The organism is Faecalibacterium sp. I2-3-92 (assembly GCF_023347315.1).
GTDB classification, from domain to species: Bacteria; Bacillota; Clostridia; order Oscillospirales; family Ruminococcaceae; genus Faecalibacterium; species Faecalibacterium duncaniae.
In genome coordinates, this window is the sequence record NZ_CP094470.1 from 1,183,473 (window position 1) to 1,197,360 (window position 13,888).

Annotated in this window: 11 protein-coding genes and 1 pseudogene; 5 read left to right on the forward strand and 7 right to left on the reverse strand. The window is 54.2% G+C overall.

Annotated features, from left to right (window positions below; translation table 11 throughout):
* Nucleotide 1: 1 nt before the first annotated feature.
* Nucleotides 2–604: an L-2-amino-thiazoline-4-carboxylic acid hydrolase gene (locus MTP42_RS05850; protein ID WP_249258171.1), complete on the forward strand. Its 603-nt coding sequence runs from the start codon at nt 2–4 to the stop codon at nt 602–604.
* Nucleotides 605–623: 19 nt separating this feature from the next.
* A complete protein-coding gene (locus MTP42_RS05855) occupies nt 624–1,370 on the forward strand; it encodes an alpha/beta fold hydrolase (protein WP_005934007.1) in 747 nt (248 codons plus the stop codon).
* A gap of 157 nt (nt 1,371–1,527) precedes the next feature.
* On the opposite strand, the gene MTP42_RS05860 is transcribed toward MTP42_RS05855, so the two are convergent.
* Together MTP42_RS05860 and MTP42_RS05865 are read right to left on the reverse strand one after the other, a co-directional pair.
* Nucleotides 1,528–2,661: an SLC13 family permease gene (locus MTP42_RS05860; protein WP_249258172.1), complete on the reverse strand. Its 1,134-nt coding sequence runs from the start codon at nt 2,659–2,661 to the stop codon at nt 1,528–1,530.
* Between the two features lie 65 nt (nt 2,662–2,726).
* Nucleotides 2,727–3,638, reverse strand: coding sequence for an AEC family transporter (locus MTP42_RS05865; protein ID WP_442899456.1), 912 nt, complete (start codon nt 3,636–3,638; stop codon nt 2,727–2,729).
* A 416-nt stretch (nt 3,639–4,054) separates the two neighbouring features.
* Here MTP42_RS05865 and MTP42_RS05870 point away from each other — a divergent pair, with 416 nt between their 5' ends.
* Nucleotides 4,055–4,807 (forward strand): DUF4866 domain-containing protein, encoded by a 753-nt coding sequence (locus tag MTP42_RS05870; RefSeq protein ID WP_154259461.1) that lies wholly within the window; start codon nt 4,055–4,057, stop codon nt 4,805–4,807.
* 113 nt (nt 4,808–4,920) lie between these two features.
* Here the strand turns inward: MTP42_RS05870 and MTP42_RS05875 are convergent, their stop codons facing one another.
* Nucleotides 4,921–6,255, reverse strand: coding sequence for a threonine/serine ThrE exporter family protein (locus MTP42_RS05875; RefSeq protein ID WP_156061433.1), 1,335 nt, complete (start codon nt 6,253–6,255; stop codon nt 4,921–4,923).
* Nucleotides 6,256–6,512: 257 nt separating this feature from the next.
* On the opposite strand from MTP42_RS05875, the pseudogene MTP42_RS05880 reads away from it, so the two are divergent.
* Both MTP42_RS05880 and MTP42_RS05885 read left to right on the forward strand, forming a co-directional pair.
* Nucleotides 6,513–7,058 (forward strand): annotated as a pseudogene (locus MTP42_RS05880) (alpha-amylase family glycosyl hydrolase); the annotation flags it as partial.
* A 334-nt stretch (nt 7,059–7,392) separates the two neighbouring features.
* Nucleotides 7,393–7,740: an Hpt domain-containing protein gene (locus tag MTP42_RS05885; RefSeq protein WP_154277505.1), complete on the forward strand. Its 348-nt coding sequence runs from the start codon at nt 7,393–7,395 to the stop codon at nt 7,738–7,740.
* A 225-nt stretch (nt 7,741–7,965) separates the two neighbouring features.
* Here the strand turns inward: MTP42_RS05885 and MTP42_RS05890 are convergent, their stop codons facing one another.
* The 4 genes from MTP42_RS05890 to MTP42_RS05905 form a co-directional block, all read right to left on the reverse strand.
* Nucleotides 7,966–10,500, reverse strand: coding sequence for a response regulator (locus MTP42_RS05890; RefSeq protein ID WP_249258175.1), 2,535 nt, complete (start codon nt 10,498–10,500; stop codon nt 7,966–7,968).
* Between the two features lie 31 nt (nt 10,501–10,531).
* Entirely contained in the window at nt 10,532–11,359 is an 828-nt protein-coding gene (locus MTP42_RS05895) for a substrate-binding periplasmic protein (RefSeq protein ID WP_249258176.1), read from the reverse strand.
* Between the two features lie 39 nt (nt 11,360–11,398).
* Nucleotides 11,399–13,102 carry a diguanylate cyclase gene (locus tag MTP42_RS05900; RefSeq protein ID WP_249258177.1) on the reverse strand — a complete coding sequence of 568 codons (1,704 nt, stop codon included), beginning with the start codon at nt 13,100–13,102 and terminating at the stop codon, nt 11,399–11,401.
* A 360-nt stretch (nt 13,103–13,462) separates the two neighbouring features.
* Nucleotides 13,463–13,609, reverse strand: coding sequence for a hypothetical protein (locus MTP42_RS05905; RefSeq protein ID WP_249258178.1), 147 nt, complete (start codon nt 13,607–13,609; stop codon nt 13,463–13,465).
* Nucleotides 13,610–13,888: the final 279 nt, after the last annotated feature.

The window sequence follows — 13,888 nt, forward strand, 5'->3', positions numbered from 1 at the left end:
GATGAAGGCGAAGGAAACCTATCTTTCCCGTGATTTCCGGGAGACTGTGGCACTGCGCTTTCCCGCGCGGGCAAAGGAACTGAATACCGCTTTTGATATGCGCCTGAATGCGCTGCTGGCTGAAAACGCGGGTGCAAGCAAGGAAAAGCAATACCACCTCAAGCGGCAAATCTTACCGGGCATTGCGGCCTACGAGACCTTGCAGCGGGTCATGTCGAAAGAGGAGGCACTGCAAACCGTTCACGGCTATGTGGAGCACTTGGCGAGAACGAGCCACAAACAGCTTGCCGCCCTGCTGCACATACCGGGGCTTTGCCGCCTTGTTCCCGGCGTTTTTGTCAAATCCACCCGGAGCGTTTTTGGCCCGGCGGCGGGCTTTGTCCCAAAAGAACTGCAGACCGGCAACGGTGTCTGGCGTGTGGATATGATGAAGTGCCCCTATCACGACACCTGCGCAGAATACGGCTGCCCGGAGCTGTGCCGCTGCTTTTGCGACAGTGATGACATCAGCTACGCCGGGTTGCATCCGAAGCTGATCTGGGAGAGAAGCATGACGCTGGGGCGTGGAAATGACCGTTGCGATTTCTGCATGAAGGTCAGATAATAGTGGGTGGCATATTGAAATGGAAATCAAACGATTCGGCAATATAGAGGGAAAGACCATGATGCTGCTGCACGGAAATCTTATGTGCTGGCGGCAGTTTGAGGATTTGATCCCGCTGCTGGAAAGGAAATTCTGCGTGTATGCCGTCAGCTTCGATGGCTTTGACGGAACAGGCAAAACAACCTACACGACCGCCCAGAATCAGGCGGACAAGTTGGCCGGTTATATTGAGAAAGAGCTTAACGGACGGCTGGATCTGCTTTTTGCAGAGTCGCTGGGCTGTGGACCGGCTGTTTTTCTGAAGGCTTCCCCAACCGTTCAGATCGATCGGATGATCCTCAGCGGGCCGGAGTATCTGGATTTCGGAGTGCTGAATCGACTGATTTTGAAGGTCATGCCGCAAAAGCAATATCGAACGGCACACGAAAAGTACATGCCTGCATGGGCGCTGCGCTTTATGGGGCAGACGGAGCAGGGAATGCAGACTATGCTCCGCCGTATCCCGGATCATATCAGATTGGAATCCGTCCGGGCCACTTGGGAGGCAGGACTTTATCTCTATCGAACGGACTTTTTGGTACAGCCCGATGCAAAGGTCGCCTGTTGGTACGGAGAAAAAGAAGGGCACATGAAAAAGGCTATCCAGCGGCTGCGGACGGCATATCCGAGCCTGATCGTCCGCTGTTTCCCCGGTTTCGGCCATGGCGAGATCATCAATCATCCGGCACTGCTTGTGTCGGAGCTGGAACGCTTTTGGCTATTATGATTACGAACAGGAAGCGAAGAAAATGAAGAAAGAAGAAACAAAGCGGTTTATCCGCTGGTGCATACGATAAAACCAAAGGGAGTTCTGCCCGGACCTTCGTCCGTGACGGAACTCCCTTTTTTAGCTTTATAGAAAAACCATAAGTCATCTGCCACGCTCAGCGGAGCAAAAACCACACACCCAGCAGGATCGCAAGGAAAATCAGATTGGACAGGGTGAACAGCCCAAAATACTGCTTCTTCCCCTGTGGCAGCTCCCGTGCAATCTGCCGGTAGGAGATAAGACTGGCCATGGATGCGATCAAAGTGCCAAGACCTCCCAGATTGGTGCCGATGATGAGGGCTTGTGTCTCTGCCGTGAACCCGGACAGCAGCAGGGCAGCGGGAACATTACTGGTGACCTGCGAAGCAAGAACCGCCACCAGCACTTCCCGGCCGGTAAGAAACTCCTGCAGCCAGCCGGAAAAGGCCGGAATGCGCCCCAGATTGCCAATGAAGATGAAAAAAGCCACAAAGGTCAAAAGCAGGGAATAGTCCACTGCCCGTAAGGTGTGCGGGTCTGCAAAAAGAACGCAGACGAGTACAGCGGCAAAGGCAATGCCATAGGGCAACACCCGGATCACGGACAGCAGGCAAACGGCAAACAACACCAGATACAGCAGGATGATCTTCTGATCCCCCTGAGACGCAGAGGAAGAAACAAGCTCATCCACGGAGAGGGCGGCAGAGGCTTTCCGGCAGACCATTGCTGCCCAAGCCAGCAGCAGGAGCAGAGAGACCAGTGTGTAGGGCAGCATAAGAAGCACAAATCCCCCGATGCTCATGCCGCTTTTTCCGTAAAGATAGAGGTTCTGCGGGTTGCCGATGGGGGTCAGCATACTGCCAAGGTTTGCCGCAATGGTCTGCATACAGACCACCGGGACCAGAAGGGAACGGCGGACATCCGCTCCCAAACGGCTCAGGACCACGAACGTAAAGGGAACGAAGGTCAGCAGGGAAACATCGTTGGTGATGAACATGCTTCCGAAAAAGCACAGCCCGACCAGTACCAGTGTCAGCTGAAAGGTGCTGTGGGTGCGGGACAGCAATGCCCGTCCCAGGCCATCAAAAAAGCCCTGCCGCCGCAGCCCGGCCATGACCGTCATCAGGGAAAACAGGATCGCCAGCGTGCGCAGGTCGATGTAGCCGAGATACTGCACATCCGGCGGAACAAAGAAGGCGGAGACAACGGCCAGCACAGCGGCTGCGGTGAGGACCGTTTCCTGCTGAATGAATTGTTTGAGTAGTTTCATAGAGACACATCCTTGTAGTTGTAAAGGCTGCCCTGCTACGGTGCCGGACGGCCTTTTTTCGTATTTCAGAGCAACAGCTCAAACAACCCGATCATCAGCGGCATGGTCAGGATGGAAAGCAGCGTGCTCAGGACATAGATCGCACTGGAATGAGAAGCATCCCGGTCATAGAGCTGTGCCATGGAGGTGACTGTTGCACAGGCGGGGGTAATGGCAGAAAGGTAGACCGTCATCAGGATGGGCTTGCCGTCCGGGATCCAAAGGGATGCGTGAACTGCCCAAAGCAGCAGGACGATGACCAGCGGAACCCCCAGCAGACGCAGAAATACCGGCAGATAGTTGCGCGGGGTGCAGAAAACCTTTTTCAGGGGCACTTCCGCAATGGCCATGCCTGCCAGCAGCATTCCCATGGGGCCGATCATATTGCCGACACTGCTCAGTGTGCTGGTGATCGGGGCGGGCAGCGAGAGGTGCAGCAGGTACAGCAGAGCACCGGCTGCAATGGCAATCAGGTTGACATTGGTAAGGAGCTTGCGCCATTCCAGCCGGGCAGAGCCCTGCAGGCAGGCACTGGCATGGGTCCAGAGCAGCACCAGCTGTACAATGACAAAGGCGCAGGAGTAGACAACATATTCCTCCCCCAGCAGGGCCTGCACGATGGGAATGACCAGCGCGGCGGCATTGCTGTAAATGACATTGACCTGCTCCACGGCGTCCAGCTTGAGAACTTTGCGGAACAGCGCATTCAGAAGCAGAAATACAACGTGCATTCCAACGGCGATGCCCATGGAATAAAGCAGCCCGGTGCGGATCTCCGGTGTATCCTTGATCTGAAAGGCGTTCAGAACGACACAGGGCATGACCAGATAGACAAAGACCACAGACAGCACCTTACTGTCCGATGCCTTCAACAAGCCGGTTTTCACAACGGCATATCCCATCAGCAGAATCAGAAATAGCTGCGCGATCTGCTGCATCAATAAAAGGCTGATTTGCATTTAGAACTCCTCTTTTGCAATTCGTTTTTGCAGCACCATCCTACTCCATTGGCGGGACATCGTCAAGAGAAAACAGAGAAAAAACATGTTTCAGAAGGATGGCATAGAGCATTTTTATGCTCAAAGCAAAAACCTATTGACATAATATGTAAGTGGGTATATTATATGGACAAACCATTCACCAATTATCGACGGGGTTCTGCCCGTGTATGGTGTGCCTGAAAGCGAACTGTCTGACTATCTGCGGCCGGAAGGTTTATTTTTGTTTATACAGGCACTTGGAAAATGTGTAAAAAGTGTTCTGCATATAGCAGCAATATGAAAGCAGTATTTCACAGCGGGGCATTATGAATCTATAATAGATAGTTGGAAATAAACAGAAAGAGGGTCTTTTGATGGCAACGATATTTCCAAGAGAAGAAAAGGCAGAGGCACTGTTCGGGGAGATCCTGAAAAATCCAGAAGCCTGCCACCGCCTGATGGATACCTTCAACGACTCGCTGGACATGGCAGACGTACTGGATGCGCCGGCCGTGAGTGCACAGCAGTTTGCCGCGGCGCTGTTCAATGCCTACGAGAACAAGGATCTGTCTGCCTTTCTGATGGCGATCTGCCAGCACAGTATGTTTGACCTGCTACGGAACGCTGCCCTGATCCCGTTCAAATTCAACGCCGATGGTCAGCCGAACCCGGTGATCCTGACGGATGATGCCGGCGTTCTTTTGCCGAACAACGAATTTGCCGTGAGCAGCAAAGTATACGACCGGTTCATCCGGGTGTTCCAGAAGCAGGAAAAGGTAAAAATGTACCTTGCCAGCGGCTACTGCAAGTATCACGGCTACGACGAAGGCTCGATGGATGTGGTGGAGTACCACTACAACCAGCATTTGGGGCTGCTGCTGATCTACGAACTGCCGGACACCGTGAAACAAAAGGTAACGGAAGCGGAGGCCTACTCCACCGTCTGGGATATCCAGATGAAGCTGCAGCACGCACTGCCCCGTTCCGTGGTCTACTATGGACAGGATACGCTCAAGGACGGCGGAACCCGCTACGATGAACTTGGCGTTTTTCTGCCGCTGGAACACTTTGCCGACCGGCTGGAACGCCATGTGGAAACTGCTACCAAGATCGTTTACGGCGAGTAAACGCCCTGTAAACGAACTCCCTTTATAAGTGCATTACAGCAAAACAAAACGCAGCGAACCGTTAAAAGATTCGCTGCGTTTTGTTTTATAAGGGAGAATGGAAATGCTGCACATCAGGTGCAATAACGGAAAGTCTTGTCAGTGACAATACGGGCAAAGATCAGCCCTAACGGCAGTGCCACGATGATGAGAATGGCATCTGCAAACCATGTGGCGGAGTCCATCAGAGACAGGATGCCCAGATTATAGATGGCACGGTAGAAATACAGTCCCGGTACCATGATAACGATGGACGGCACGGTGACGGAGATGCGGGGATAACCGACGGCGCTCTTCAGGCAGGAGGCCAGCAATCCGGACAGCAGTGCGCCCAGAAACGCTGCAATAGCGGGCGGAAAGCCCGCAAGGCTCACCAGCTCCAGCCGGAACGTGTTCGTTACCGCACCGATAAGGGCGGCGCAGACTGCCAGGTTCCGGGGACTGTTGAACATGAGCGAAAAGCCGAACACACCGCCAAAACTTGCCAGCAGCCGGAACACGATCTCTTCCGGGAGTGTCAGGCTCAGGGCAGGGAACTGCACCGGCTGCAAATGCAGCAGCAGTGCCATGATCCAAGCCGTCATGGTTGCCACCAGAATGATGAGGACGGCGTAGGCCAGACGTTCCAGCCCGGAGCGCATATCCAGCTTGGCAAGGTCGATGCCGCTGGTAATAAACGGAAAGCCTGGAATGATGAAGAGCATGGAGCAGATATACCCCGCCTCGTGCTGCGCCGATACGGCAAACAGCACCTCTGCCAGCTTCAGCAGGATGGCATACACGAGGCTTGCTGAACAGACCGACGCCGTAATACCCAGAAACAGGGTGAAATGGTGTTTTGTCAGCTTGCATCGTACAAAGTTGCCGATGCCTGCACCGCAGAAGGCACACAGCATTTCCACAATGCCGCCGCCAAGCAGAAAGGTGAAGCAGCCGCAGGCCAGTGCAGCTGCAAAGCCCAGTGCGATGGGCGAATACAAGCCGTGGATGCGCTCGATCTCATCGAGGTGGCTGTGCAGCTCTTCGCCGGTCATAAATTTTCCTTCCCGGTCGAAGTCGTTGACGAAATGCTCCAGCCGGTTCAGCCGGGAGGTATTCACGCCCGTGTTTGTCAGACAGAGCGACTGGGTATAACACTGGTCACCATCAAAGCAGGTGAACTCAATGGACAACAGGCCGATGTCCGCTGTTGTTGTGACTCCCAGCTCCCGCGAAAGGGTGTTCATGGAGCTTCGGACACGCCATGCGCCGGTGCCGCATTCCAGCAGCATCAGCCCGGTGCGTCCAATGACGGAGGCTTTTTCCACAAGCCCCGCCTCGGTAATGGGAATGCCCTTGCTGGCCGACGCATAGTCGTGCCAGTAGACTTCCATGTGATTTTTGATGATCTCACTTTGCCGTTGTCCCATACCGGAAAGCCTCCTTTGTGATATGGGAATGTTGCAGCCGTTTCAAGACTGCGGTGCTATTATAAGGGAAATTGCAGGGCGGGTAAAACGTATCTTGGATATGCCGGCAATGTTCGTTTGGTATTTCAAAGAAGAAAATACGTTGCGTTTTTGGCGGCTCTGCAGTAGGATAAAAAAACACGCCGAAAGGAAACTGCTGTGACCCTTCAACAACTTCGCTATGTCACGGCTGTTGCCGGCACCATTATCAGGGTGAGGAGCTGGGCATGACGAACCCGCACTTCACGAAAATCGAGCAGTACCGCGACATCGAGAGCCGCAACTACTACCGGATCCTGCGAGAGCAGGGCAAGACCGAGGCCGAGACGCTGAACATTATCGCCCAGCGCAGCCGCGACGACAGCCGCACCCCGATGCAGTGGGACGCGAGCGAGAACGCCGGGTTTACCACCGGTACGCTGTGGATCGGCATTGCCGACAACTACAAGGCCATCAACGCCGCTGCCCAAATGGACGCCCCGGATTCCATCCGCAGCTTTTACAAAACGCTGGTGGCCCTGCGCAAGAAAATGCCGGTCATCAGTGCGGGAAAAATCGAGTTCTTGTACCCCGACAACGCGGATTTGTTAGCCTATCGCCGGTACGACGGCGAGACGGAGCTGCTGGTTCTCTGCAACCTGCGGGAGCGGGAAATTGCCAAGCCCCTGCCCGTAGGCTGGACCGATGCCGAGAAACTGCTGGGTAACTACCCCGACACCGCCGACACGCTGCGCCCCTATGAGTGCGTAGTGCTGAAAAAGTGAAGGCTGCCGTATTGTCTTTTCGCTATTGGGAGTTGACCGTATCCTTTGCGATAGTAACCTCATAGTGAGCAAGACAAAAGCACTTTCCCTTATTTGCAATGCAAATATAATGGAAAGTGCTTTTTTGTGTTGATGCCGCTGGGCAGATCGACGGCCAGCACGAATGCGCCGCTTTCCCGCCGAGGATTCTTCCCATGTTGGGAGGTATCTTCGGCGGCTTTTTGTCAAGCACTAACAATAGAAAACTAGTAGCCTTTACAAGCAAAATCTCTTGAAACGCATTCGCGATAATGTTACAATCATGCTATATATAAGAAAGGATGCGCAGGGGACTATGACGATCCAGGAATGCTATAAGAAAATGGGTGCAGACTATGAGGATGTGCTCAAGCGGTTGTACAGTGAAGGGATGATCCGTAAATTTGCCAGAATGTTTTTGGACGATGACAGTTATCCAAAGCTGGAGCGGTCATTAAAGGAAGAAAATGTAGAGGAAGCATTCCGTGCGGCACACACGCTCAAGGGGGTATGCCAGAACCTTGGCTTTACCAATCTCTATCAGCCCACCTATGAGCTGACCGAGGTGCTGCGTGCGGGTACCCTGGAAGGCTCAAAGGAATGGTTTGACCGTGTGACAGAACAGTACAACATCACGATAGATGCTATCCGTGCGGTGCAGTAACGCAGGCTGCCCCCACAGTTTTCCGCCCACTTTTTGCAGGAAAACGGCGGCCTGCCGGATATCATCACCTGCTGCCGCTTCTCGCTGCACGATGCGGCTCCCTTGCCCGCCGATTACGCAAGCTTTGTTGCGGCCTGTCAGGCATCAAAAATAAAGCACCCACAGCAAGCTGCTCACCGGAGGTCCAAAACCTCTGCGGCGCTTGCTGTGGGTGCTTTTCGCTGTTTATTTCAGTACGTCTGTAAGGACCTGCAGCAGGTGCGGAATATCCAACGGTTTTGCAATGTGGCCGTCCATCCCGGCCTTCAATGCATTCTGACGGTCTTCCTCAAAGGCATTTGCCGTCATTGCAAAGATGGGAATGACTGCCTTTGCAGCATCCGGCAGGGCACGGATCTGCCGCGTTGCCTCGTAACCGTCCATCCTGGGCATCTGGATGTCCATTAAGATCAGGTCGTACTGCCCGGGGGCCGCCTGCTTCATCTTCTGGACGGCGATCTCACCATCCTCGGCAGTGTCCACCACAAAACCCGCTTCCTTCAAGATCTCCTGCGCAAGCTCACGGTTCAGCGCGTTGTCCTCCACCAGCAAAAGTTTCTTTCCCTTGAGCTTGGCGGCATTAGGCTGCGATGGCTTGTGGGCAGGCTCTGCGCAGAACGGTTCTGCCAACACTCTGCGCAGCTCGGAAAGGAACAGCGGCTTTTCGCAGAAAGCGGTCACGCCGGCAGCGCGGGCTTCCTCTTCGATATCTGCCCAGTCGTAGGCTGTCAGGATGATGATGGGGCAGTTTTTCCCAATCACCTTGCGGATCTGCCGCACGACCTCGATGCCGTTCATATCGGGGATCAGCCAGTCGATGATGTAGACGCTGAATTCGTCGCCCTGCTCCATGGCGTACCGGGCGCGGATCACCGCCTCCCTGCCGGAGATCGTCCACTCCGGCCGCATCCCGATCTTGGACAGCATGGTGCTGACGCTCAGGCAGGTGTCGGTATCGTCGTCCGCCACCAGTGCCCGCAGCCCTTCCAGCTGCGGGAGCTGCCTGGGCTCTATCTTTTGTCCGCTGAGTGCGAAGCAGAGATCCACGATGAATTCGCTGCCCTTGCCCGGTTCGCTCTCAATGGCGATGGTGCCGCCCATCAGGTCCACAATGTTCTTGGTGATGGACATGCCCAGGCCGGTGCCCTGAATGCCGCTGACGGTGGAGTTTTCCTCACGGGTGAACTCCTCAAAGATGTGCTTCTGGAATTCCTCGCTCATGCCGATGCCATTGTCCTTGATGCGGAACTCATAGCAGGCCCGGCCCTTGGGTGCACCGTTTTTCTCGGAAATGCGGATGCTGATCATGCCGCCTGTGGGAGTGAACTTGATGGCGTTGGACAAAATGTTCAGCAGGATCTGGTTCAGCCGCAGCGGGTCGGTGATGATATCCTCGTTTTCCACATCCATGGTATCAATGAAAAGCGACAGCCGCTTTGCCGAAACATTGGGCTGGATGATGGAGCGCACATCGTGGACGAGATCCGGCAGATGCACCGCTTTTTCTTCAATTTTTACTTTTCCGCTCTCGATGCGGCTCATATCCAGCACATCATTGATGAGGGAAAGCAGGTGTTGGCTGGAGGTAGAGATCTTTTTCAGGTAGTCCAGCACCTGTTCCTTATGATCAATATGGGTCGCAGCCAGCGAAGTGAAGCCGATGATGGCATTCATGGGGGTGCGGATATCGTGGCTCATATTGAACAGAAACTCCCGCTTGGCACGGTTTGCCGCCCCCTCGTGCTGGAGCGCGATCTCCAGCTTGCGGTTCTGTTCCTCCAGCTGGGCCTGATACTTTTTCTCCTGTTCTTCTTTCTGCTGTTCCATCTCCTGCACAGAACGGCGGCGCAGTACCTGAAGGATCATTACAAGCAGGATGTAACCGACCAGCGCCATCAGGATCAACGGAAGTGATTCACGAAAGACTGATCTTTCATCTGTATACGCATAGAGATCAAAGGATCTTCCATGACAGTACATTCCAAAATAGCAGCCGGAGCCGTCCCAATCATGGGTATGGGTCAGCGTTTCGGCGGTTCCGACTTTGCGGATCTCCTGTACCAGCGGGCTGTCCGTAACATCCTGCCCGATCAACTCCGGGCGGTTGGAGGCAATGACCTGATTGTTCTGCACGATGAACAATGTGCCGCTGGTTTCTACCGAGTAGCCGTCCAGTACGCTCTGGATGGACAAAGCCGTTCCTTCTATAAATTCTGCCGGGGTATAGCGGTAGGCAAGCAGGATCACATCTTTGCCTTTTGCCCGATATGCCGCAGCATCCACGGCAGACCCATCTTCCAGCAGGACCCGCTTGAGGTAGGTCTTTTGCGGGTGAGAAGAAACGTCCAGAACGGTATCATTTTTGAGCTGCTCTCCAAACCGAGCATAGCCGATGCCGTTTGTTGTGGATTCGCACAGGAGCGTACCGTCCGGGGCCAGAACCGAGATCCCTGTGAGCCAGAGCTTCTCCGTTTGCTTTTTCAGGCACTGCGGATCGGAGAGGTCCAGCGCAGGGTCCTGTGCCAGCTGATGCACCGATACCGCCGTGCGGCGGAGCGCTTTGGAAGCAACGATATCGTTGTACTTTTCAAAGCTGGTGGACTGCGATTTGACAAAATCAAGGGTCTGGCAGAAACGTCCCTCCGCTGTGCGCAGTGCCCGCCAATCCGAGAAAAAAACGATGCCAACCATAAAAAACACGCCGATGATCAAATGGATCACCCATGTCCAAGTATCCGGGAGGGTTCTGTTCTTACGCGCCAATGGTGTCTACCTCCAGATACTGCGAAGCATTTTCAAGGTATCGGCCAATGATCCGCTCCAGCGTGCCGTCTGTGCGCATCTGCGCAAGAACCGCGTTCAGCTGGGTGTCCAGCCCGCGGCTGTCGTTTTTGGCATAGGCGATGCCCAGCCCGGTGACCAGCAGCGGTTCTTCAAGGATGCGGAACTCCACGGAATTGTCCTTCATGTATTGCAAGATGCCTGTCTCATGGGCAGCGATGGCATCCACATAGCCGCAGGCCATCATCGCGTACTGCACGTTGCGGTCTTCGATGCTGAACACCTCCACCGTCTGCGGGATCCGCGGATCGGAGCCGCTGAGAAAAAGCTCCTCCGGCTTTCCGGTGCTCTGCACGGCAATGGTCTTGCCGGCAAGGTCGCTGAGTGTCTGGATGCAGCTGTCGGCATCCACCGTAACCACCTGACGGCTCACCATGTAGGGGCCCGCCCAGCGGTAGATCTCCTCGCGTCCATCCATGGAAAAGCAGCCCCAGATGCAGTCGATGGTGCCGCTTTCCACCAGATTTGTTTTTTGCTCCCACTCGATCGATTCAAACCGGGCAGCATATCCCATGCGGCGGAATGCTTCGGTGGCGATCTCCACGTCGATCCCGGCGGGAACACCGTCATTGTTCAGATAGATATAGGGCGGATAAGTATCGCTCCCCACAATGATCTGCGGAAGACCGCTCTCCTTCGCGTCCGTTCCGCCGCAGGAAGTCAGACTGCCAACGGCAGCCGATGCCGCCAGCAGCGTGCAGCCGTGCAGAAATGCACGGCGTGAGATTCTGTGTTTCATTCGGGCTTTTTATTCTCCTGTTTTTATTGCATCCGCTGTTCAGTTGTGCTGCTGTAATTCTACTTTCAGGTCGGACTGGATATTCGTCAGACATTGAAGCAGCAGCGGGTTGAACGCTCCACACTCGTCGTTCAGGATCATCTGCATAGCTTTTTCGTGGGAAAAGGCTTTTTTATAGCAGCGTTCGCTGGTCAGTGCATCGTATACGTCGGCCAGCGAGACCAGTTGTGCGCTGATGGGGATCTCGTCGCCCTTCAGTCCATCCGGGTAGCCGCGCCCATCCCAGCGTTCGTGATGCCAGCGGGCGATCTCGTAGGCCGTTTGCAGCAGCGGCTGCTCGGAAAAATTATCCAGATCGTACAGTATCTGGGCTCCCAGCATGCTGTGGGTCTTGATGACCTCAAATTCCTCCGGGGTCAGTTTGCCAGGTTTGTTGAGAATTTTTTCATCAATGCCGATCTTGCCGATGTCGTGCAGGGCAGAGGCCAGCGGGATCAGATCCTGCTGTTCCGCAGTAATAGAGTATCTGCTGCTGATTTCCAGCAGACGGTGGAGCAGCAGTTCCGTGATCATGCGGATATGTCGCACATGGAGACCGCTTTCGCCGTTGCGGAATTCTACGATATGGCTCAGTACACCTACCAACATATCCGTATTGTTTTCACGGGCACGGATCTGGTCAGAGACCATCTGCACCAGCCGCCGCTGCTTGGCGTACAGCTTGATGGTGTTGGTCACGCGGCGGTATACGATGCGTGCATCAAAGGGACGATTGACATAATCACTCGCCCCCAGTTCATAGGAGCGCCGGATCGCCGCATCAGAGTCCTCGCTGGAGATCATGATGACCGGGATGTCCTCGATGGTGTGGTTGGCATTCATGGCTTTCAGCACTTCAAAGCCGTCCATAACGGGCATGTTGATGTCCAGCAGCACCAGTGCGATGTTTCTGGCTTCTGCCCGCAATTTTTCCAGGCATTCCTGTCCATTCTCTGCCTCCAGAATATGGTAGCCGTCTCCTAAGATCTCTGCCAGGATCATGCGGTTCAGTTTGGAGTCGTCCACAAGCAGGATCTGGGATTTTTCCTGCAAAAGCTTTTCCGGTGCGGCCAGGCTGCACCCCGGAACCTCCACCGTGACGGCATTCTTGCGGCACTTTGCCTGATACATCAGCCGGTCTGCCCGGCGAACCGCATTCTCCATCGGGTCGGTGATGGCCTGCATCGTTCCGCCGATGCTCAGTGAGAGGCGGAAATGCGAATAGCCGGGTACGGATGCCATCTGTGCAGCTGTGCGGATCTGTTCCAGTTTGGTCTGCAAAATATCTCCCGGAATGCCGGGTAAGACCAGCAGAAATTCGTCTCCGCCATAGCGGATGAGCAGGTCCGACTCCCGGATGCAGGAGCGGATGGCATTTGCCGCTGTTTCCAATGCCATATCTCCGGCGTAATGTCCATAGGTGTCGTTGCAGATTTTGAAATCGTCCACATCTATCAGCGCGATGCCTGCGGGGCCGACGATACGGGATGCGATATCCTCATAGTAGCGGCGGTTGTACGTGCCAGTCAAGACATCGTGGTAAAGTTTTGCACGGTAGCTCTCTGTTGTTTCTTGAAGCTTTTCCTCGGCTTCGGCCTGCATCTTTTCCATGCTGGAGCGCTCGAACTGCCATTGCAGGCGACCGATCAGCAGAATGTTCGCAGCGATACCAAGGCCGATCACGATGAGCTTTTGAAAGTTCAAAGTGGTGTAAAGAAAAAAGCTGTGGTCGGTAGAAAAGAAAAACGCGGAGTACAGGAATGCAATGAGGCCGCTTACGATTCCTGCTGCATAGCCGCATTTCACGAGCACAGCAGAAAGAACAACAAAAAGCAGGATATTTGGATTTGGAATATGAAAATTCCAGACGATCAGGCAGGCGCTCAATTGGGCAAGTGCCGATAGCAACATAGGCTGGATTTTATTTGGCTGTTGTTCCATACGCAATACCATCCAATACTTTGATTCATTATGATTGCTCTCTCACAAAAAAAGAGCTGGGCCGCAAATGGGCGGCCCTGCTAAGTCGTGGGTGTCGGTCATCTGCGAAACCGTGCGATTCCACTATTTATTTTCGGGGGGGAGGGGGGGAACGCGGAAGCGCTTGACGGTCTGTTCCAGCGCGTCGATGTCCACGGGCTTGGACAGATGCGCGTTCATGCCGGCCTCCTTGCTCTTTTTCACATCCTCAAGGAAGGCGTTTGCGGTCAACGCTTGCGGCCTGTCCGCACTGGATCTTGTGTGGATTCTCCTATAAAAGTAGTGACATTATATTCTAGCATTCTGTTAAAACCGTTTCAAGCTTATTTTGAATTTCTTGCGATAATTCAGATGCGTTTAAACCTCTAAAAAATGCGATTTGAGCAAAAAAAAAACGGATGGCTCCGCAGAACCATCCGATAAAACTGGTATCATCAGTCTTTCCGATACTTATACGCACCCTCAATGGCGTGGATCAGATGATAACGGAACCGGGCCTGTTGGGGTGAG